The organism is Xanthobacter pseudotagetidis (assembly GCF_043194795.2).
Classification (GTDB): domain Bacteria; phylum Pseudomonadota; class Alphaproteobacteria; order Rhizobiales; family Xanthobacteraceae; genus Xanthobacter; species Xanthobacter tagetidis_A.
The window spans coordinates 2,694,211-2,713,847 of record NZ_CM195534.1 but is presented as its reverse complement, the minus strand read 5'-3'; the positions used below and the strand labels follow the sequence as shown (position 1 = coordinate 2,713,847).

At 69.8% G+C, this 19,637-nt stretch carries 17 protein-coding genes; 5 read left to right on the top strand and 12 right to left on the bottom strand.

The window, feature by feature from the left end; all coding sequences use genetic code 11:
* Positions 1-17: 17 nt before the first annotated feature.
* The 8 genes from V5F67_RS12375 to V5F67_RS12340 form a co-directional block, all read right to left on the bottom strand.
* Complete coding sequence (locus V5F67_RS12375) at positions 18-698, bottom strand: HAD-IA family hydrolase (protein WP_394017564.1); 681 nt, start codon at positions 696-698, stop codon at positions 18-20.
* 13 nt (positions 699-711) lie between these two features.
* Entirely contained in the window at positions 712-1,491 is a 780-nt protein-coding gene (locus V5F67_RS12370; RefSeq protein WP_394017565.1) for a hypothetical protein, read from the bottom strand.
* A gap of 90 nt (positions 1,492-1,581) precedes the next feature.
* Positions 1,582-3,444 carry a TRAP transporter large permease gene (locus V5F67_RS12365; RefSeq protein WP_394017817.1) on the bottom strand — a complete coding sequence of 621 codons (1,863 nt, stop codon included), beginning with the start codon at positions 3,442-3,444 and terminating at the stop codon, positions 1,582-1,584.
* A 76-nt stretch (positions 3,445-3,520) separates the two neighbouring features.
* A complete protein-coding gene (locus V5F67_RS12360) occupies positions 3,521-4,147 on the bottom strand; it encodes a TRAP transporter small permease subunit (RefSeq protein WP_394017566.1) in 627 nt (208 codons plus the stop codon).
* Positions 4,148-4,375: 228 nt separating this feature from the next.
* Positions 4,376-5,068 carry a hypothetical protein gene (locus V5F67_RS12355; RefSeq protein WP_394017567.1) on the bottom strand — a complete coding sequence of 231 codons (693 nt, stop codon included), beginning with the start codon at positions 5,066-5,068 and terminating at the stop codon, positions 4,376-4,378.
* Positions 5,065-6,150 carry an RluA family pseudouridine synthase gene (locus tag V5F67_RS12350; RefSeq protein ID WP_394017568.1) on the bottom strand — a complete coding sequence of 362 codons (1,086 nt, stop codon included), beginning with the start codon at positions 6,148-6,150 and terminating at the stop codon, positions 5,065-5,067. Before V5F67_RS12350 ends, V5F67_RS12355 begins: the two co-directional genes overlap by 4 nt.
* 88 nt (positions 6,151-6,238) lie before the next feature.
* Positions 6,239-6,622 carry a fluoride efflux transporter CrcB gene (gene crcB / locus V5F67_RS12345; protein WP_394017569.1) on the bottom strand — a complete coding sequence of 128 codons (384 nt, stop codon included), beginning with the start codon at positions 6,620-6,622 and terminating at the stop codon, positions 6,239-6,241.
* A 141-nt stretch (positions 6,623-6,763) separates the two neighbouring features.
* The gene (locus V5F67_RS12340; RefSeq protein WP_394017570.1) at positions 6,764-7,666 is read right to left on the bottom strand and encodes a LysR family transcriptional regulator; all 903 of its coding nucleotides are present in this window, start codon (positions 7,664-7,666) and stop codon (positions 6,764-6,766) included.
* A gap of 135 nt (positions 7,667-7,801) precedes the next feature.
* On the opposite strand from V5F67_RS12340, the gene V5F67_RS12335 reads away from it, so the two are divergent.
* Entirely contained in the window at positions 7,802-8,575 is a 774-nt protein-coding gene (locus tag V5F67_RS12335; protein WP_394017571.1) for an SDR family oxidoreductase, read from the top strand.
* Positions 8,576-9,294: 719 nt separating this feature from the next.
* On the opposite strand, the gene V5F67_RS12330 is transcribed toward V5F67_RS12335, so the two are convergent.
* The 4 genes from V5F67_RS12330 to V5F67_RS12315 all read right to left on the bottom strand — a co-directional run bounded on the left by V5F67_RS12330 (position 9,295) and on the right by V5F67_RS12315 (position 14,778).
* A complete protein-coding gene (locus V5F67_RS12330; protein WP_394017572.1) occupies positions 9,295-10,605 on the bottom strand; it encodes a replication-associated recombination protein A in 1,311 nt (436 codons plus the stop codon).
* A gap of 11 nt (positions 10,606-10,616) precedes the next feature.
* Complete coding sequence (locus tag V5F67_RS12325; protein ID WP_394017573.1) at positions 10,617-12,026, bottom strand: Do family serine endopeptidase; 1,410 nt, start codon at positions 12,024-12,026, stop codon at positions 10,617-10,619.
* Between the two features lie 176 nt (positions 12,027-12,202).
* Positions 12,203-13,168, bottom strand: a complete 966-nt coding sequence (gene gcvA, locus V5F67_RS12320; RefSeq protein ID WP_394017574.1) for a transcriptional regulator GcvA — start codon at positions 13,166-13,168, stop codon at positions 12,203-12,205.
* A 149-nt stretch (positions 13,169-13,317) separates the two neighbouring features.
* On the bottom strand, positions 13,318-14,778 hold the full coding sequence (locus V5F67_RS12315) for an aldehyde dehydrogenase (protein WP_394017818.1): 1,461 nt from the start codon (positions 14,776-14,778) through the stop codon (positions 13,318-13,320).
* Positions 14,779-15,190: 412 nt separating this feature from the next.
* On the opposite strand from V5F67_RS12315, the gene V5F67_RS12310 reads away from it, so the two are divergent.
* Genes V5F67_RS12310 through V5F67_RS12295 form a run of 4 tightly spaced genes read left to right on the top strand, consistent with a single transcriptional unit; the run spans position 15,191 to position 19,636 of the window.
* Positions 15,191-16,006 carry an alpha/beta fold hydrolase gene (locus tag V5F67_RS12310; protein WP_394017575.1) on the top strand — a complete coding sequence of 272 codons (816 nt, stop codon included), beginning with the start codon at positions 15,191-15,193 and terminating at the stop codon, positions 16,004-16,006.
* The gene (locus tag V5F67_RS12305) at positions 16,003-16,461 is read left to right on the top strand and encodes an SRPBCC family protein (protein WP_394017576.1); all 459 of its coding nucleotides are present in this window, start codon (positions 16,003-16,005) and stop codon (positions 16,459-16,461) included. Before V5F67_RS12310 ends, V5F67_RS12305 begins: the two co-directional genes overlap by 4 nt.
* Entirely contained in the window at positions 16,458-17,327 is an 870-nt protein-coding gene (locus V5F67_RS12300) for an FAD binding domain-containing protein (RefSeq protein WP_394017577.1), read from the top strand. Before V5F67_RS12305 ends, V5F67_RS12300 begins: the two co-directional genes overlap by 4 nt.
* Entirely contained in the window at positions 17,327-19,636 is a 2,310-nt protein-coding gene (locus tag V5F67_RS12295) for a xanthine dehydrogenase family protein molybdopterin-binding subunit (RefSeq protein WP_394017578.1), read from the top strand. The genes V5F67_RS12300 and V5F67_RS12295 overlap by 1 nt, the downstream gene beginning before the upstream one ends.
* Position 19,637: the final 1 nt, after the last annotated feature.

The window sequence follows — 19,637 nt, the reverse complement described above, 5'->3', positions numbered from 1 at the left end:
TCTCTCCCCGTGCCGGCTCAGGCGCTGATGGCGCCGCGCCGCGCCATCAGCGCGAAGGCGGCGCCGGGCACCTCCTCGAAGCGGTCCACCAGCATGTCCGCGCCCGCGCGCGTCAGCTCCTCGACCGGATGATAGCCCCAGGAAACGCCGAGCGCCGAGGCCCCGGCCGCGCGCGCCATGGCGATGTCGAAGCTGGTGTCGCCGACCACCACCGTGTCCTCCGGCCGCGCGCCCACCTCGGCCATGGCCTGGAGCACCATGGCGGGATGGGGCTTGGAGGGTGCGTCGTCCGCGGTCTGGATGGTGGCGAACCAGCCTTCCATGCGGTGCGCCGCCAGAACGCGGTCTACCCCGCGCCGCGCCTTGCCGGTTGCCATGCCGAGGATCACGTCCGGCCGGACGCGCAAGGCGTCGAGCACCTCGCGCGCAGCCGGGAACATGGGCTCCGGCGGCTCGCTGTCGCGCAGGCGCGTGAAGGCCAGCTTGTAGGCCTCCGGCATGGCCGCGACCGGATAGGCCGGGTCGCCCGCCGAGAGTACCGCGAACGCCTCCGGCAGCGACAGGCCGACCACCGACAGGATTCTCTCGCGGGCCGGCGGCGCGACGCCGCGCGCCGCATGGGCGTTGCGCATGGCGGCGACGATCAGGTGCTGGCTGTCCACCAGCGTCCCGTCGCAATCGAACAGGACGAGCTTCATTCCCCCACCACCCTCACTGCTGGCTCATCTTCTGGGTTGCGACGTCATAGAGCCACGTCTCTCCCGAGGGATCGACGAACACCACCTGCCGGAAGCCGCGCTGCTCGCATTGGCGCGGGAACGGACCCGAGACGATCAGCTCGGCCGCGGTCCGGGCCGGGAAGTTGAACTTGATCGTGAGCACCGCGGCGTCGTCGCCCGATGTCGCCACCGAAAGATCGAGCCCGTTCTCCACGAACTTCTGCTGGGTCTGCTTGGCGAAGGCCTTGCGCGACTCCACGTCGGCCGGCGTCGCCGCCGGCGGTGCATGCAAGGTCGGCAGCGGCAGCCTCGCCTCGCCGACCCCGCCCTCGGCCGATCCCGGCGCTGCGAGCGCCAGGGCGCCGCCGGGCGCAGGCGCGCTCGCGCCGGGCTGGATCGAGCCGAAGGGCTGGGGCGCGATGAGCGCCTGACTGGCGCCGGCCGGCGCCTCCGGCGGCGGGGCGAATGCGGGAGCCTCCGGTGCGGCGGCGGCTCCGGGCGCGGCGGCCGATGACAAAGGCGCGGCGTCGGCGGGCGCGGACTGCGCCGCCACCTGCTGGCCGGCCTCCGGCGCCGGCACCGCCGGCGGCAGCGCGTCGAGCACCCACCAGACGAGGCCGCCCACCAGGAGGGCCGCGCCCGCGCCGCCGAAGCCCACCGCGAACGGAACCCAGGCGCGCGACCGCAGGCTGCGCCCGCAGAAGGGACAATGAGCCTCCTCGGGATAGACCTGAGCCCCGCAGCCGGGGCAGAAGTCCGATCTCGAGTCCATAAGCACGCCTCCGGACGCTGGAACCATCGTGCCGAACCGGAGCGCCCGGCACGCAAGGGGTCGGCCTTTAGCAGACCATTGTGGCGGTTCCTAACGCGGATTGCCGAAATCGAGCGCCGGCGGCGGAGGCATGTCGAGGCCCGGCGACAGGCTGTCGAACTGCTGCTGGATCTGCTTCTGATCGAGCTGGACCGCGCCCGACTTGTAGTGCGTCACCATGCCGGGGAACAGGATGATGAGCGCCACCATGATGAGCTGGATGCACACGAACGGCACGGCGCCCCAGTAGATCTGCCCTGTCGTCACCGGCTGCATCACCTTTCCGGTCACGCGGTCCACATAGGGGACCTTCGCCGCGACCGAGCGCAGGAAGAACAGCGCGAAGCCGAACGGCGGGTGCATGAAGGAGGTCTGCATGTTCACCGCCAGCATCACGCCGAACCAGATCAGGTCGATGCCGAGCTTGTCGGCCGCCGGCCCCAGCAGCGGGATGATGATGAAGGCGAGCTCGAAATAGTCGAGGAAGAAGGCCAGCAGGAACACCAGCACGTTGACGGCGATCAGGAAGCCCGCCTGCCCGCCCGGAAGCGAGACCAGGAGCTCCTCCACCCACAAGTGCCCGTCCACGCCGTAGAAGGTGAGCGAGAACACGCGCGCGCCGAGCAGGATGAACAGCACGAAGGCCGAGAGCTTGGCGGTGGAATAGGTCGCCTGCCGCAGGAGGTCGAACTTGAGGCGCCCGCGCGCGAGCGCAAGCGCCAGGGCGCCGACCGAGCCCATGGCGCCGCCCTCGGTGGGGGTGGCGACGCCGATGAAGATGGTGCCGAGCACCAGGAAGATCAGGGCCAGCGGCGGCACCATCACGAACACCACCTGCTCCGCAAGCTTGGAGAGCAGGCCGAGCCGCAGCACGCGGTTGGCCACGGCGATGACGAAGGCCAGGCCCACCGTCGCCGACATGGTCAGCACCACGAAGTCTGCGCCGAACTTCACGCCACTTTCCCACATCAGGAAGATGCCAGCCGCGACGGCGAGGGCCAAGGTGATGAACAAGGACGGCGTCAGCAGCCGGGCGGTGCCGGACAGGACATAGAACAGCGCCAGGAAGACGATGACGCCCCAGGCCAGGGTGTTGGCAATGCCCGGCAGCAGGCCGGAGGTTAGCTCCGGCAGCGAGCCGGTCGCGATCAGATAGGCGAAGCCCGCCGCTGCGACCGCCCCGAGCAGGCGCGAGGGACCGGCCTTCTGGTCGGGATCGCGCAGGGTCTGCGCCTCCAGCGGCAGGCCGGGGGCGGCGCTCGGGAAGATGGCGGAGATGATGAAGATGTAGATCGCGTAGAGACCCGCCAGGAGCAAGCCGGGCAGGAACGCCCCCTCATACATGTCACCGACCGAGCGGTTGAGCTGGTCGGCCATGACGATGAGCACGAGCGAGGGCGGGATGATCTGGGCCAGCGTGCCGGAGGCCGCGATCACGCCCGAGGCCACGCGCCGGTCGTAACCGTAGCGCAGCATGATGGGCAGCGAGATGAGGCCCATGGAGATCACCGAGGCCGCCACGACGCCGGTGGTGGCGGCGAGCAGCGCGCCGACGAAGATCACCGCATAGGCGAGGCCGCCGCGGACGGAGCCGAATACCTGCCCGATGGTGTCGAGCAGGTCCTCGGCCATGCCCGAGCGTTCCAGGATCAGGCCCATGAAGGTGAAGAACGGCACCGCGAGCAGTACCTCGTTGTTCATGGTGCCGTAGACGCGCTCGGGCAGCGCCTGGAGGAAGGAGGGCTCGAACAGCCCGAGCCAGATGCCGATCAGGCCGAAGATCAGGCCGTTGGCGGCCAGGGAGAAGGCCACCGGATAGCCCAGCAGCAGGAACACCACCAGCGCCGCGAACATGATCGGCGCCATGTTGTGGATGAACCAGCCCCGGAACCCCGGCTCGGCCGCGAGCGCCATGTCGGGCGCGAGAGCGAGGAGGAGGCCGAGGGCGAGCGCCAGGGCGGCGAGCGGAAAGCGGGTCTTCATCTGTGCCTCACTCGCCGCTGGCGCTGGGGACGCTCTTGGAGCTGGCGGGCACCTCGGCCTCCGCCAGCAGGCGCTCGGCTTCGGCTGCCAGCGCCGCATGGCTGCCACCCGCGCCCTCGTTCGGGTCCTCCATCCGTCCCGTGAAGATGGCGACGCGCTTGATCAGCTCCGAGATGCCCTGCAGCGTCAGGAAGAAGAAGCCGAGCGGCACCAGGAACTTGGCCGGCCACTGCGGGAGGCCGCCGGCGTTCAGCGACTGCTCGTTGATCTCGAACGACGTCAGGAAGAACGGCCAGGAGGTCCACAGCAGCAGGATCGAGAACGGCAGCAGGAAGAACAGATGCCCGAAGATGTCGATACCGTCGCGCACCCGCTTGCGCAGGTGGGAGTTGATGATGTCGATGCGGATATGCTCGTTGTCCAGCAGCGTCCACGAGGCGCACAGCAGGAATACTGCCGAGAACAGCACCCATTGCAGCTCGAGCCAGGAATTGGAGCTGTAGTCGAACACCTTGCGGACCACGGCATTGATCGCCGACACGAAGATGGCGACGACGATCAGCCAAGCCGCGGCCTTGCCGATGCGCGCATTGACGGCATCGATGGCGCGGGCGAGCGCGAGCAGCACGGACATGATGAAACGATCCCTCGGGCATCAGCGGCATTCGCCGCTCTTTTGGGACATCGGCCGTCCCGATTTGAGCCGGCACCATAGGCGAGAATGCGCAGCGTTCAAGGGGCGGCGCCGCACGCGCAAGGGCCCGCAAAGCCTTTCAGGCATTTGCCGCAGCGCACCCCAGACGAAAGTCGCACGCGCAGGAGCCGCCTCCCACAACGTCACACGGCCGACAGGGGGCACCCGTCAGCGGGCGGGCGGCGGCACGTCGGGCCAGGGCGGCGGGCCGTCCAGCGCCTTGCCATTGCGGAAGCGCCCGTTGGCCCGGTCCCATTCCACCAGCGCTCCGGTGCCCGCCTTCGGGCTCGGGCCGACGCACCACACCGCGATATCGGTGCCCGCCCGCGGCAGCACCGCCACGGCCCGCCCGAGCCCCTCCCAGGCGGAGGTGCTCTCGTCGATCTCCTCGTGCGCGGTCCCGCACACGGTCTCGTCGGGGGTCGGGAAGACCTCGCCGGTCACGAGGTTCCAGCGGCCCGAGGCGCGGGAATAGAAGCGCACCCGCCCGGCGAAGGGCACGCCGCCCTTGAGCCCGCGCTCGGACAGGCCCACCAGGGGAAAGCCCTCGCGGTCGAGCCACATGACGAACTCGGTGATGAAGGCCGAGGCCCCGTCGTCGTCGCCCCGGTCGTCGATGCGCAGGTAGAAGCGCGGCCGGTCGAGGGTGAGGGTGATGCGGGCGCGCGGGCCGTAGAGGATGCCGCCGGAAGCCGTGGCCTTGCCGTTCGTCTCGGTGATCTCGTAGGTCGGGAAGCCGGCTCCCCGGGCGACCTGCATCTCGCGATAGAGATCGACGATGTCGAGCTTCTGCGCTCCCGCCGCCGGCGCGAGGGCGCACAATGCCGGCAGGAGCGCAAGAAGCGCGATCCGATGCCTCATCCCTCCGGCGCCTCGAGGATGGGATCGTACTGGCTGGCATCGAAGCCGAGCACGGCGAAGGACTGCGCCATGTGCGGCGGCAGCGGCGCCGAGACGTCGATCACGCCCTGCCCGCGCGGATGGGGAATGATCAGGCGCCTGGCGAGCAGATGCAGCCGGTTCTGCAGGCCGCCGGGCAGCTCCCAGTTCTCGATGTCGAAATATTTCGGGTCGCCGACGATGGGGTGGCCGATATGGGCCATGTGGGCGCGCAGCTGGTGGGTGCGGCCGGTCACCGGCTTCAGCGACAGCCAAGCGAGCTTCTGCGCCGCCTGGTCCACCACGGCGTAATAGGTGACGGCGTGGCTCGCGTCGTCCTCGCCGTGGCGGGCGACGCGCATCCTCTCCTCGTCCTCGTCGCGGGCGAGATAGGTGGAGATCCGGCCCTGGCGCGGCTTCGGCACGCCCGGCACCAGCGCCCAGTAGACCTTGCGGGCCTCTCGGGAGCGGAAGCTCTTGGCCAGCACCGAGGCAGCGAGGCGCGACTTCGCCACCAGCAGGCAGCCGGAGGTGTCCTTGTCGATGCGGTGGACGAGGCGCGGCTTCTGGCCGTCCTTGTCGCGCATGGCCTCCAGGAGCCCATCCACATGGCGGTAGGTGCCGGAACCGCCCTGGACCGCGAGGCCGTAGGGCTTGTTGAGCACCATGACGTCCTTGTCCTCGTAGAGGATCAGCGACTTGAGGAAGGCGAGGTCGTCGTTGGCCTTGCCCTGGGGCTTGCCCTGCGCCCTGGCCGCCGCGGCGGCGCTCTGCCCCGCCGCCCGCGCGCCGGCCGGCCTCTTGCCCGCCCCGTCGCCGCCGGACGGTCCAGGACCATCGCCGGAATCCTGCGGCTCGTCCGTCCCGATCGGCGGAATGCGCACGCTCTGGCCGGGATCGAGCCGGGTCGAGGTCTTGGCACGCCCGCCGTCCACGCGCACCTGCCCTGTGCGCACCAGCTTCTGCAGGTGTCCGAAGGACAGGTCCGGATAGTGCGCCTTGAACCAGCGGTCGAGGCGCATGCCCGCCTCGTCCTCGGTGACCTTCTTAAGCTCGACCGCCATCAGCGGAAATTCCCGTTCGGGCCCATCCGCCCATCCGCGCCGACCAATAGAGCATCGCGCGCGCGCCGTCACGCAGGGGCCGGCCCGCTCAGCTGAGCGCCCGCATCAGCGTGATGCCGGCGAACACTCCGAGGAAGGCGATCGCCACCGAGCCGACCACATAGGCGACCGCGAGGAGATGCTCGCCGCGCTCCATGAGGAAGAAGAAGTCGAGCGAGAAGGTGGAGAAGGTGGTGTAGCCGCCAAGCACCCCGGTGGTGAGGAACAGGCGCAGGGACTGGGTCCAGTGCTCGCCATCCTTGAAGGCGAGATAGCCGATGACAAGCCCCATCACCAGGCTGCCGGTGACGTTGATCAGGAAGGTGGCGAAGGGAAAGCCGGTGCCCAGCAGGCGCGGCACCCACTGGTTCAGGAGGTGGCGCAGCACCCCGCCGAGCCCGGCGCCGAGGAAGACGATCACGGCAGGATACATGGTGGAGCCCCCCTGGCGCCCGCGCCGGCTGAGCCTGAAGACGGTCGCGCGGCGCCGACGGGCGGCCGGGACCGCCCGGACCGGCGCGTGCGATATTGGGCAGATCATGGCCGGACGCAAGGCGGCGCGGCCGCCGGCCCTTCACGCCCGCAGCCGCGCCTTGAGCAGCGCATCGAGCCAGTCGAGCACCGCCGCCAGGCGCTGCGACAGATGCTGCCGGTGCGGATAGAGCAGCGTCGCGCGCATGGGCGCCGCCCGGTGGCGCGGCAGCACCTCCACCAGCGCGCCGGACGACAGGTGATCCCCGACGTCATAGGCCGGCACCTGGATCAGGCCGAGCCCGGCAAGACAGCAGGCGACGTAGGCTTCGGCGGTGTTCACCGTCACCCGCCCCGGCATGGACAAGGTGCGCTCGGCGCCATCCTCGATCCATTCCCAGTCCTCGACCCGCCCGGTGGTGGGCGAGGCGTAGTTGACGGCGACATGCCGGGAAAGATCCGCCGGGCTGGCCGGCGTCCCGTGCCGCGCCAGATAGCCGGGGCTGGCGACATTGAGCAGTTCCACCTCGCCCACCGGCCGCGCGATGAGCCCGGAATCCGAAAGGGCGCCGATCCGGAGGACGCAATCCACCCCCTCCTCGACCAGATTGATGGCCCGGTCGCTCATGTGCAGGTCGAGTTCGAGCAGCGGATGGCGCTCCAGGAATTCGGGCAGCGCCGGCGCGAGGATGAGGCGGCCGATGCGGCCCGGCACATCCACGCGGACACGCCCGGCAAGCGCCTCGGACGGACTGCGGAACAGGCCTTCGGTCTCCTCCATGTGCGCGATCAGGCCCTGGCAACGCGCGAGGAAGGCCTCCCCGTCCCGCGTGAGCGCCACCTTCCGCGTGGTGCGATGGAGCAGCCGCGTGCCGAGGCGCGCTTCCAGCTCGAGCACCGCCGCCGAGACCGAGGAGCGCGGCAGGCCGAGCATGTCGGCCGCCCGCGTGAAGCTGGCGCAGTCCGCCACCCGGGCGAAGATCCGATACTGCTCGATCCGATCCAACGGGCGCGTCCTTTAGATCGTACTTCTGACTAGTCATGTCAAAAATACCGGCTTTATCCAAATTTGCCAGACGATAGCTTCCCCACGGGCCGCCGGCAGGGCGCCAGGCCGCCTGGACAATGGAGGCTGCGCGCAATGACCGACCACTGCATCAGAGGCAAGGCCGTGCTCATCGCCGGAGGCGCCAAGAATCTGGGCGGCCTGATCGCGCGCGACCTCGCGGCGCACGGCGCCAGGGCCGTGGCGATCCACTACAACAGCCCAGCCTCGAAGGAGGACGTCCTCGCGACCATCGCCGCCGTCGAGGCGGCCGGCGCCCGCGCCGTCGCCTTCCAGGCCGACCTGACGACCGCCGGCGCGGTGGAGCGGCTGTTCGCCGAGGCGGCGGGCGTGGTGGGTCCTCTCGACATCGCCATCAACACCGTGGGCAAGGTGCTCAAGAAGCCCATGGCGGAGATATCCGAGGCCGAATATGACGAGATGGCCGCGGTGAACGCCAAGGCCGCCTTCTTCTTCATCAAGGAGGCCGGCAAGAGGCTCAACGACAACGGCAAGATCTGCACGCTCGTGACCTCGCTGCTGGGCGCGTTCACGCCCTTCTATGCCGCCTATGCGGGCGGAAAGGCCCCGGTGGAGCATTTCACCCGCGCCGCGGCCAAGGAGCTCGGCGACCGGGGAATCTCGGTCACCGCCATCGGACCCGGCCCTATGGACACGCCTTTCTTCTACCCGGCCGAGGGCGCGGACGCGGTCGCCTACCACAAGACCGCGGCGGCGCTGTCGAAATTCTCCAAGACCGGCCTCACCGACATCGAGGATATCGTGCCGTGGGTCCGCATGCTGGTCTCGGACGGCTGGTGGATGACGGGGCAGACCATCCTCGTGAATGGCGGCTACACCACCAAATAGGCGCGCCGGCATCGCCGGCGGCGGCGCGCGCCTGACTCTCGCGGTCCAGCGAGGTGCCCCATGCCATCCGCCACCCATGACGGCGGCCGCCTCGCCTACGATTTCGCCGCCTGTCACGGTGACCGCGGCCGTCAGGGACGGCGGCCCTCACAAGCATTGCCATCATTCGATGCGTCATGCTCCGGCTTGACCGGAGCATCCACGGCACCGCCGCCACGATCCCTCCCCGCCACCGCATGGGCCCTCCGGTCAAGCCGGAGGGCGACGGCGGGGCAAGGGACAATGGCGGGGCAAGGGGCGACGGCGCTGAAACCTCTCACCGCCGTCATCCCCCGGCTGGTCCGGGGCATCCACCTCGCGCCTTGCGCCACGCCTCAATCCAGAGCGCCGGCAAGCCCGTGGCGTGAACCCCCCGGACAAGCCGGGGGATGACGGCGGTCCAAGTAGGGAGAGGGCGCTGCCCCCAAGCCACCGTCATGCTCCGGCTTGACCGGAGCATCCACGGCACCGCCGCCACGATCCCTCGCGGTCCCGCATGGGCCCTCCGGTCAAGCCGGAGGGCGACGGCGGGGCAAGGGACAATGGCGGGGCAAGGGGCGACGGCGCTGAAACCTCGCACCGCCGTCATGCCCCGGCTGGTCCGGGGCATCCACCTCGCGCCTTGCGCCACGCCTCAAAGCGCTCCCGCCGGCGGCACCCGAGGCGGGGCCTCGATCCCCCTACCCCTCCCCCCGCTCCGCCCGCAGGCGCGCCCAGTATTCCATGCGCTTCCGGATCTCGCGCTCGAACCCGCGCTCCACCGGATGGTAGAAGGACTGCCGGCCGATGGCCTCGGGGAAGTAGTTCTGGCCGGAGAAGGCATCCGGCTCGTCGTGGTCGTAGCGATAGCCGGCGCCGTAGCCCTCACCCTTCATGAGCTTGGTCGGCGCGTTGAGGATGGTCTTGGGCGGCATCAGCGAGCCGCCCTCCTTGGCCACCCGCTTGGCGCCGGAGAAGGCCTTGTAGACGGCGTTCGATTTCGGCGCGGTCGCCATGTAGACCACCGCCTGGGCCAGCGCCAGCTCGCCTTCCGGGGAGCCGAGGAAATCGTAGGCCTCCTTGGCGGCGTTCGCCACCGCGAGCGCCTGCGGATCGGCGTTGCCGATATCCTCGCTCGCCATGCGCACGATGCGCCGGGCGAGGAACAGCGGGCTCTCGCCCGCGTCCAGCATGCGGGCGAGATAATAGAGCGCCGCGTCCGGGTCCGAGCCGCGCACCGCCTTGTGCAGGGCGGAGATGAGGTTGTAGTGGCCGTCCTCGCTCTTGTCGTAGATGGGCGCGCGGCGCTGCACCACCTCGGCGAGGCCGGCCACGTCGAACACCTCGCCCGGCCGCGCGGCGCGCCAGACCTCTTCCGCCAGGGTCAACGAGGCGCGCCCGTCGCCGTCCGCCATGTTGACGAGGGCGAGGCGCGCGTCCTCGGTCAGCGGCAGCGCCTTGGCCTCTATCTCCTCGGCGCGGGCGAGCAGCCGCGCGATCGCCTCGGCATCCAGCGGCTTGAACACCAGGACGCGGGCGCGCGAGAGCAGCGCGGCGTTGAGCTCGAAGGAGGGGTTCTCGGTGGTGGCCCCCACCAGCGTCACGGTGCCGTCCTCCATGACGGGGAGGAAGCTGTCCTGCTGGGCGCGGTTGAAGCGGTGGATCTCGTCCACGAACAGCAGCGTCGCCTTGCCGCTCAGGCGCCGGGCGCGGGCCTGCTCGAACACCTTCTTGAGATCGGCGACGCCGGAGAAGATGGCCGAGATCTGCTCGAAATGCAGGTCGGTGGCGCTGGCGAGGAGCCGCGCCACCGTGGTCTTGCCGGTGCCGGGCGGCCCCCACAGGATCAGCGAGCCGAGCGAGCGCGTCTCCAGCATGCGGGAGAGCACGCCGTCCGGACCGACCAGATGGTCCTGCCCCACCACCTCGGCCAGCACCTTGGGCCTCAGGCGGTCGGCGAGCGGGCGTGCGACCTCGGCCCCGAGCCCTGCCGCCTCGAACAGGTCCGCCATCGCCCTCCCCCTCAGCCCGGCAGCACGGCGGAGATGGTGCGCCCGCCGCGCACCACCACCACGCGCCAGGCGCGCTGCGGCGTGCGGATGGCGAGGTCGAGGTCGCGCGTGCGCTCGACCTTCTGGCCGTTCACCTCCAGGATCACGTCGCCGGCCTTGAAGCCGGCGGCGGCGGCGGCGGTGCCGTCGTCGACGTCATAGATCACGACGCCGGTGGCATTGGGATCGACGCGCAGCTCCTCGGCCACGGCGGGCGAGAGGTTCACCACCAGCGCGCCGGCGAAGGGCGAGCGCGCCTTGAGCGCGATCTCCTCGCGCGGCACGGTCTCCGGAGCGCCCTCCAGCACCACCACCAGCGCCAGGTCCTTGCCGGAGCGGCTGACGGCGAACGCCGCCTTGCCGCCGATCGGACGGGTGGCGAGCCGGTAGTTGAGCGACTGCGGGTCGTCCACCGCCTGCCCCTCCACGGCGACGATGAGGTCGCCGGACTTCAGGCCCGCCTTCGCCGCCGGGCTGCCCTCCACCACCGAGGTGATGAGCACGCCGGAGGGGCGCTGGAGCCCCAGGCCCTCGGCGAGGTCTGCCGTCACGCGCTGGAGCGAGGCGCCGAGCCAGGGCCGGCGCACCGCCTTGCCGCCGCTCTTCGCCTGCTCGATCACCACCCGCGCCATGTTCACCGGAATGGCGAAGCCGATGCCGTGGGAGCCGCCGGAGCGCGAATAGATGGCGGTGTTGATGCCGATCAGCCGCCCGGCCATGTCCACCAGCGCGCCGCCGGAATTGCCGGGATTGATGGCGGCATCGGTCTGGATGAAGAACTGGTAGTCGGAGATGCCCACCTGGGTGCGCGCCAGCGCCGAGATGATGCCCTGCGTCACCGTCTGGCCGACGCCGAAGGGATCGCCGATGGCGAGCGCGAGGTCGCCCACCGCCACCTCGTCGGAATTGCCGAGCTCGATGACGGGGAAGCTCTCCTTGCCCTCGCGCTTGATGCGCAGAACCGCAAGGTCCGTGCGCTGGTCGCGCAGCAGGATTTCCGCCTCGTACTCGCGCCTGTCGTTGAGGGCGATGCGAATCTCGTCCGCCTGCTCGATCACGTGGTAATTGGTGACCACGAGGCCGGACGGGTCCACGATCACGCCCGAACCGAGCGAGCGCTGCATGCGCTCCGGCGTCCCCAGCCCGGGCGCGCCGCGATTGCCGAAGAAGCGGCGGAAGAACGGGTCGTCGAACAGAGGATTGCGGGCGCGCTGCTCCTTGAGGGCATAGACGTTCACCACCGCCGGCGCACTCTTCGCCACCACCGGGGCGAAGGACAGCGCCACCTCGGCGCGGGACGTCGGCACGCGCGGCTGCTGCTGCGCGGCGGCCGGACCGACCGCCAAAGCGAGCGCGCACCCAATGGCGCCCGCGACCAGCATGGTTCCTCTCATCCCAAGACCTCTCGCATGGAGCCGCCCCGCCCGGCACCGGTTCCGCGCCCTCTTTTGCGCCAGAGCCGGCGCGGCGTCTATGGGGCGGACGGGCGGGCGCGGCACCAGCGTCGCCGCGCGGGGACGGCCTCACCGCTGCCTGCGGGCACCGCTGGGCCGGCCGCTCACGCGATCTTGCGCAGCAATTCCTCCAGCACCCAGTCGCGGAACGCCTCCACCTTGGCGAGGTTCTCGCGCGCCTGCGGCACCACGAGGTAGTAGGCCGAGGGCGAGTGCAGGCGGATGTCGAACGGCTCCACCAGGAGGCCGCGCGAGATGTCGTGGCGCACCACCGCCGAGCGGCCCATGACGATGCCGAGGCCCTCGATCGCCGCCTGGAAGGCCGGATAGAGCAGGTCGCAGGTGATCTCGCGCGCGAATCCGAGCCCCGGCACGCCAGCCCGGTCGAGCCAGAACGGCCAGTCGTCGCGCACCAGCAGCGGCGAGCCGGTGCGGATGATGGTGTGGCGCTCGAGGTCGGCCGGCTCCCTGAGGTCCGGGTCCTTCTCCAGCAGGCGCGGGCTGCAGACCGGGAACACCTCCTCCTCGCCGAGCTTGTAGGCGGTCATGCCCGGCCAGTCGCCGACGCCGTACTGGATCGACACGTCGTAGTCCGGCCGCGCCGGGGGCGCGTTGGGGATGATGGTCTTGAAGCGCAGCGCCAGCTCCGGGTGCCGGTCCTGGAACTCCGAGATGTGGGGCAAAAGGCTCTTGATCTCGAACGTGCCGAGGCAGCCGATGGTGAGCGTGTCGTCGCGCTGCTCGTGGCTGGCGCGATCGGTGGCGAGCGAGATCTCGGCGATCACGAGCCGCGCCGAGGCCACATATTGCTCGCCCGCCGCCGTCAGGCGCAGGCGCCCGCCATCGCGGGAGAAGAGCTGGATGTCGAGCGTCTCTTCGAGATTGCGGATCTGGTGACTGATGGCGGTCTGCGTGAGGTTCAGCTCGACCGCGGCGCGCGTGAAATTGAGGTGCCGCGCGGCCGCCTCGAACGCCTGGAGCGCCCTCATGGAGGGCAAATGCCTGCGCACCGTTCTTGCGCCTCTCTTCTGGTCCGCCCCATAAGGCGGCCTCCCCTGGAGAGAATTCATTACATCAGCTCGCGGCAAAGCGCATCCGCGCCCGGCCGGGCGAACCTGCGCCGGACGCGCTGCAAGGGGCCGGACGACAAAGCCGGCCAGCCCGCAAGGGCCGGCCGGCGATAGGATTCACGCGGAAAGGATGAAGCCGCGCTCGGGCCTCAGCCGAGCTTGAAGGGATCGCGCGGCTCGCCGGTCAGCTCCACGTAGACCGACTTGGTCTCGGTGTACTCGCGGATCGAATCGGTGCCGTTCTCGCGCCCGAGCCCGCTCTCCTTGAAGCCGCCGAACGGGGTGGCGAAGGAGACGACCCGGTAGGCGTTGATCCACACCGTTCCCGCGCGCAGCTGGTGCGCCACGCGGTGGGCGCGGTGCACGTTCTGCGTCCATACGGCGGCGGCGAGGCCGAAGCGGGTGTCGTTGGCGATGCGGATCGCATCCGCCTCATCCTTGAACTTGATGACGGAGAGGATCGGCCCGAACACCTCCTCCTGGGCGATGCGCATGGCGTTGTCGACGCCGGCGAGCACGGTGGGCTGCACGAAATAGCCGCCGAGCGTCGGGTCGCCCTGGCCGCCGTAGCAGACCTGCGCGCCATCCGCCTTGGCGATGTCGATGTATTCGAGCACCTTCTTGAACTGCGGCTCGTTCGCCACCGGCCCCATCTCGGTGGCCTCGTCGAGCGGGTCGCCGAGGCGGATCTGCCGGGTGCGCTCGACGATGCGCTGCAGAAGCGCGTCATGGACGCTCTCCTGCACCAGCAGGCGCGAGCCGGCCATGCAGGTCTGCCCCGAGGCGCCGAAGATGCCGGCGATGGCGCCGTTGGCGGCGACATCGATGTCGGCGTCCTCGAACACGATGTTGGGCGACTTGCCGCCCAGCTCCAGCGACACGCGGGTCAGGTTCTCCGCCGCCGAGGCGGCTATGCGCTTGCCGGTGGAGGTGGCGCCGGTGAAGGCCAGCTTGTCGATGCCCGGATGCTTGACGAGGTGGGCGCCGATGGCGCCCTGGCCCGTCACCACGTTGTAGACGCCGGGCGGGAAGCCCGCCTCCTCGAAGCGCTTGCCGAGCTCCAGCGTCGAGACCGGGGTGTGCTCGGACGGCTTCACCACGAAGGTGCAGCCCGCCGCGAGGCCCGGCGCCAGCTTGAACACCAGCAGCAGGCCGGGCGAGTTCCAGGGGGTGATGGCGCCCACCACGCCGATCGGCTCACGGCGGGTATAGATGAAGAAGTTCGGACGATCCGAGGGCACCACGTCGCCCTGCAACTTGTCCGCCATGCCGGAATAATAATAGAAATACTCGGGGATATACTTCCACTGGCCGAGCATCTCGCGGTAGAGCTTGCCGTTGTCGGCGCACTCGATGCGGGCCAGCTCCTCGGCGTCGCGGGCGATGATGTCGCCGAGCTTGCGCATGAGGGCGCCGCGCTGGGTGGCGGTCATCTTGCCCCAGGGGCCGTCGTCGAACGCGCGGCGGGCGGCGGCGACCGCCGTGTCCATGTCCGCCTCGGTCCCGTCCGGGACCACCGCCCACACCTTGCCGGTATAGGGATTGATGCTTTCCATCTCCCGCGGGGCCGGCGTCTCGCGACCGTCGATATAGAGGCCGTAGCGCTTGATCGGCGCGGATTGGGTCACCTTCTGATCCATGAGGCTTTCTCCCTGGTGGCGCGGCCGGAGGGGCGCGGCCGAGCGGAATGGACGGCCGACAGCCGCGTATCCACCCTTTTTTCCGGGGCCTAGTACCCCGCCCGGCCCCCTTCCGCGCAAATGACGCTTTTGAATGACCAGGCAAGATTTCCTCATGCCTGGTGGCCGCGCATCCATAAACGCCGTCGATGAAACTTCCTCATGACTCGCATGAGAAACCATCCTTTGGCCGGAAAGTCGGGCGCTGCCTATAAAGGCTCCAAGATCGCAAAGCCTGAAATCCATCCAGGAAGGTGATGAATTTCCTCGGATTTCCGGCTCGGGGCGCGACAGACGGTGGGCCAATCGGCGGCCCCCGGGGAGCCGAGGCCAGATAGCACGCATGGCGCAGACCAACGGACGGACCACCGCGCGGGACGGCGCGAGCATCGCCTATTCCCTCCATAAGGGCGCGGGCGGCAAGCGCATCGCGCTGATCCACTCGCTGGCGATGGATCGCAGCTTCTGGGATCGGGTGGTGCCCGCTTTGCTGCCTCACGCCGACGTGCTCACCATCGATTGCCGCGGCCACGGCGCCTCCGACAAGCCGGACATGCCCTACACGGTGGAACTGTTCGCGGATGATCTCGCGCGCGTGATGGACCAGGTGGGCTGGACGCGCGCGGCGGTGGCCGGCGCCTCCATGGGCGGGTGCGTCAGCATCGCCTTCGCCGCCGCCTTTCCCGAGCGCACCGACGCCCTCGGGCTGATCGACACCACGGCCGGATACGGCGCCGGCGCGTCCGCCGCCTGGGAAGAGCGGGCCATGAAGGCGAAGGAGGGCGGCATGGCCGCGCTCGTTCCGTTCCAGAAGACGCGCTGGTTCGGCGACGCCTTCCGCGAGGCCAATCCGGACGTGGTGGATGCGGCCATCAAGGTGTTCCTCGCCAATGACGTGGACGCCTATGTGCGCACCTGCCGGATGCTCGGCGCCTGTGACGAGACCGCGGCGCTTCCCGGCTTCCGCATGCCGGTGCGGATCGTCGTCGGCGAGGAGGATTACGCCACCCCGCCCGCCATGGCGCAGGCCATGGCCGAGGCCATTCCCGGCGCGCGCATGAGCATCATCGCCGGGGCTCGTCATTTCACGCCGCTGGAGGTGCCCGGCACCATCGCGGAAATGCTCACCGCGCTTCTGGCGGAGGTTCCCGCGCGATGATCTTCACAGGAGAGATCGAGGTCGGCGCCCCGCGCGAGGTGGTGTTCGACAGGCTGAAGGATGCCCGCTTCTTCGCCTCCTGCGTCGAGGGGGTCCGCGACCTGAACGAGGTCGACGCCACCCACTACACGGCGGTGATGGAGACCAAGGTCGCCTACATCCGGTTCAAGTTCGACGTGTCGGTCGAGGTAACGAAGATGGAGGCGCCCGGCGTCATCGAGGCCAAGGTGGAGGGCGTGCCCTCCGGCGTCGTCGGCCGGCTCACCGGCACCGCCAAGGCCAATCTCGACGACCGCGGCGCCAGCACCGGCATCGCCTACGCCATCGAGGTGGCGCTGGCCGGCAAGCTCGGGGCGCTGGGCCAGCCGGTGCTGAAGTCCAAGGCCCGCGAGATGGAGCGCAGCTTCACCGAGAACCTGCGCAAGGCCTTCGGCGAAAAGGGAGAGGCGGCATGATCCCGTTCCAGCTCGCGGAGCCGGCCTCGTTCGCCGAGGCGGTGCGCCTCATCGATCCGGAGGACCCCACCTGCCGCGCCGTCTCCGGCGGCACCGCCATGATGCTGATGATGAAGTCGGGGGTGTTCCAGCCCTCGAAGCTGGTGAGCCTGCGCCGAGTGGAGCCCCGCTACGCCGAGTTCGCCGTGACACCGGAGGGCGCGCTTCAGGCCGGCGCCCTGGTGCGCCTCGGCCAGCTGGAGCGCTCGGAGGCGGTGCGCGCCGCCTTTCCCATCCTCGCTGACACCTTCCGCGTGCTGTCCAATGTGCGCGTGCGCAATGTCGCGACCGTTGGCGGCAACCTCGCCCATGCCGACCCGCACATGGACCTGCCGCCGGTGCTCATGGCGCTCGGCGCCGACATCACCGCCACCGGCCCGTCCGGCAGCCGCACGATCCCGCTGACCGAGCTGTTCCGCGGCTATTACGAGACCGCGCTGGAGCCCGGCGAGCTGATCTCCGCTCTGTCGGTGCCGGCGCAGGCCGGCCGGCGCTCGGCCTATGTGAAGTGCACCACCCGCTCGGCCCATGACTGGCCGGCGCTCGGCGTCGCCGTCTCGCTGGCGGTGAAGGACGGCACCATCGAGGACGCCCGCATCGTCCTCAGCGCGGCGGTGGAGACCCCGACCCGCATGGTCGACGCGGAGGCCGCGCTCAAGGGCGCGCCCATCGGCGAGGAGGCGTTCCGCGCCGCGGGCGAGGCCGCAGCGAAGGCCGCCGAGGTGACGTCCGACGTGCGCGGCTCGGCGCCCTACAAGACCCAGCTGGTGCGCGTGAATGTCGCCCGCGCCCTCAGGAAGGCGATCGCAGCCGAGGGAGCGGCGTGATGTCGGTGACCCAGCTCAAGACCCATCCCCTCATGCCCAACGGCCAGGTCGGGCGCGCGGTGCCGCGCCTGGAATCCATGGCCAAGGTCACGGGCCGCGAGGACTACACCCACAATCTGCGCCTGCCCGGCATGCTGCACGCCAAGATCGTGCGCTCGACGGTTGCCCATGGGCGCATCCTCGCCATCCACACCGAGGAGGCGGCGGCGGTGCCGGGCGTCCATTCGGTGGTGACCTGCGCCGACATCCGCACCATCATCCCCGAGCCCTATTTCGGTCCCGCCTTCCACGACCAGCCGATCCTCGCCGACGGCAAGACGCGCTATGTGGGCGAGCCGGTCTGCGTGGTGCTCTCGCAGGACCCCCACATCGCCGACGCCGCGGCCCAGCTGGTGCTCGTGGACTATGAGGAGCTGCCCGCCGTCTATGACGAGGTGGAGGCCGCGACCTCGAACGTCTACGTGCACGAGACCCTCAAGCCCGCCGGCACCTTCCCGGACCTCAAGCACCTGGAAGGCAAGCGCGACACCAACGTGGCGCTGGACTACCGGCTGATCCGGGGCGACGCGGAAGCCGCCTTCGCGTCGGCGGCGCACGTCTTCGAGCACGACTTCACCACCCAGCAGGTGATGCACACGCCGTTCGAGCCCATGATCTCGGTGGCCGAGCCCACCAGCGCCGGGCTCACCATCCACACGGCCTCCCAGAGCCCGTCCTTCGTGCGGATCGAGATGTCGCGGCTGCTCAAGTGGCCGGAGAACCGCATCCGCGTGAAGACCAGCCACCTGGGCGGCGGCTTCGGCGCCAAGCTCTACATCAAGCTGGAGGCGCTGGCCTCCGCCCTCGCCCTCTATACCAGCCGGCCGGTGCGGGTCGCGCTCACCATGGAGGAGCAGTTCTACACCATCACCAAGCACGCCACGACGTTCCGCATCAAGAGCGGCGTCGACGCCGACGGCAAGGTGGTGGCCCGGCGCTGCGACGTGTGGTGGAACGGCGGCGCCTATGCCGACATCGGCCCGCGCGTGACCCAGAAGTCCGGCTTCACCGCCGCCGGCCCCTACGACATCGACAACGTCTATCTGGAATCGGTGGCGGTCTACACCAACCGCCCGCCGGCCGGCGCCCTGCGCGGCTTCGGCATCCCGCAGCTGGTGTGGGCCTATGAGAGCCACACCGACCTCATCGCCCGCGGCATCGGCATGGACCCGCTGGAGTTCCGGCGGAAGAACATCCTGCGCGACGGCCGCCCCCACGCCACCGGCACGGTGATGAAGGACGCCGCCATCCCCGAGGTGCTGGAGCGCACCGCCGAGCGCATCGGCTGGGACAAGCCGTTCGACCGCGGCACCGGCACCATCCGGCGCGGGCGCGGCATCGCCATCGGCTTCAAGGCCTCGATCTCGCCCACCACCTCGGTCGCCATCGTCAACGTGTCGGCGGACGGCTCGGTGACGCTCTATTCGAGCACGGTGGACATGGGCCAGGGCTCCGACACCGCCATGGCGCAGATCGTCGCCGAGGTGCTGAACGTGCCCACCGAGGGCGTGTGCGTGGTGCGCCCGGACACGGACGTGACGCCCTACGACATGGCGACGCTCGGTTCGCGCTCCACCTTCCACATGGGCAACGCGGTGCGCCTCGCCGCCGAGGACGCCAAGAAGAAGCTCGACGACCTCGCCGCAGAGCTGGGCCTGCCCGAGCGCAGCAACATCCCGGTCGATCAGCTGTTCAAGAAGCGCTACGGCATGCAGGCCGGCAACGTGATCGGCATCGGCTCGTTCATCCCCACCTACAAGTCGCCCGACCACGACACCGGCCTCTCCGACAACGTCACCCCGTTCTGGATGATCGGCGCGACGGCGGTGGAGATCGAGGTGGACACCGAGACCGGCCACGTCACCGTCACCCGCATGGTGAACGTGTGCGACGTGGGCACGCCGCTGAACCCCAAGGTGGTGGACACCCAGATCTCCGGCGCCGCCGTCATGCAGTACGGCTTCACCATGTCGGAGAAGATGGAGCTGGACGCGGGCCAGGTCACCAACGCCTCGCTCGCCGACTACAAGATCCCCTCCATCCTCGACATTCCGCAGCTCATGGAGAGCGAGGCGGTGGTGGCGACCCAGCATTCCGGCCCGTTCGGCGCCAAGGGCGTGGGCGAGAGCGCCACCTTCGGCGTCTCCCCGGCCATCGCCAACGCCATCGAGGACGCGGTGGGCGTGCGCATCACGTCTTTGCCCATCACCCCCGAGGCGGTCTACCGCGCCATGCGCGCCGCCGCGAACCAGCCGCTCGAGGACTTCTGAG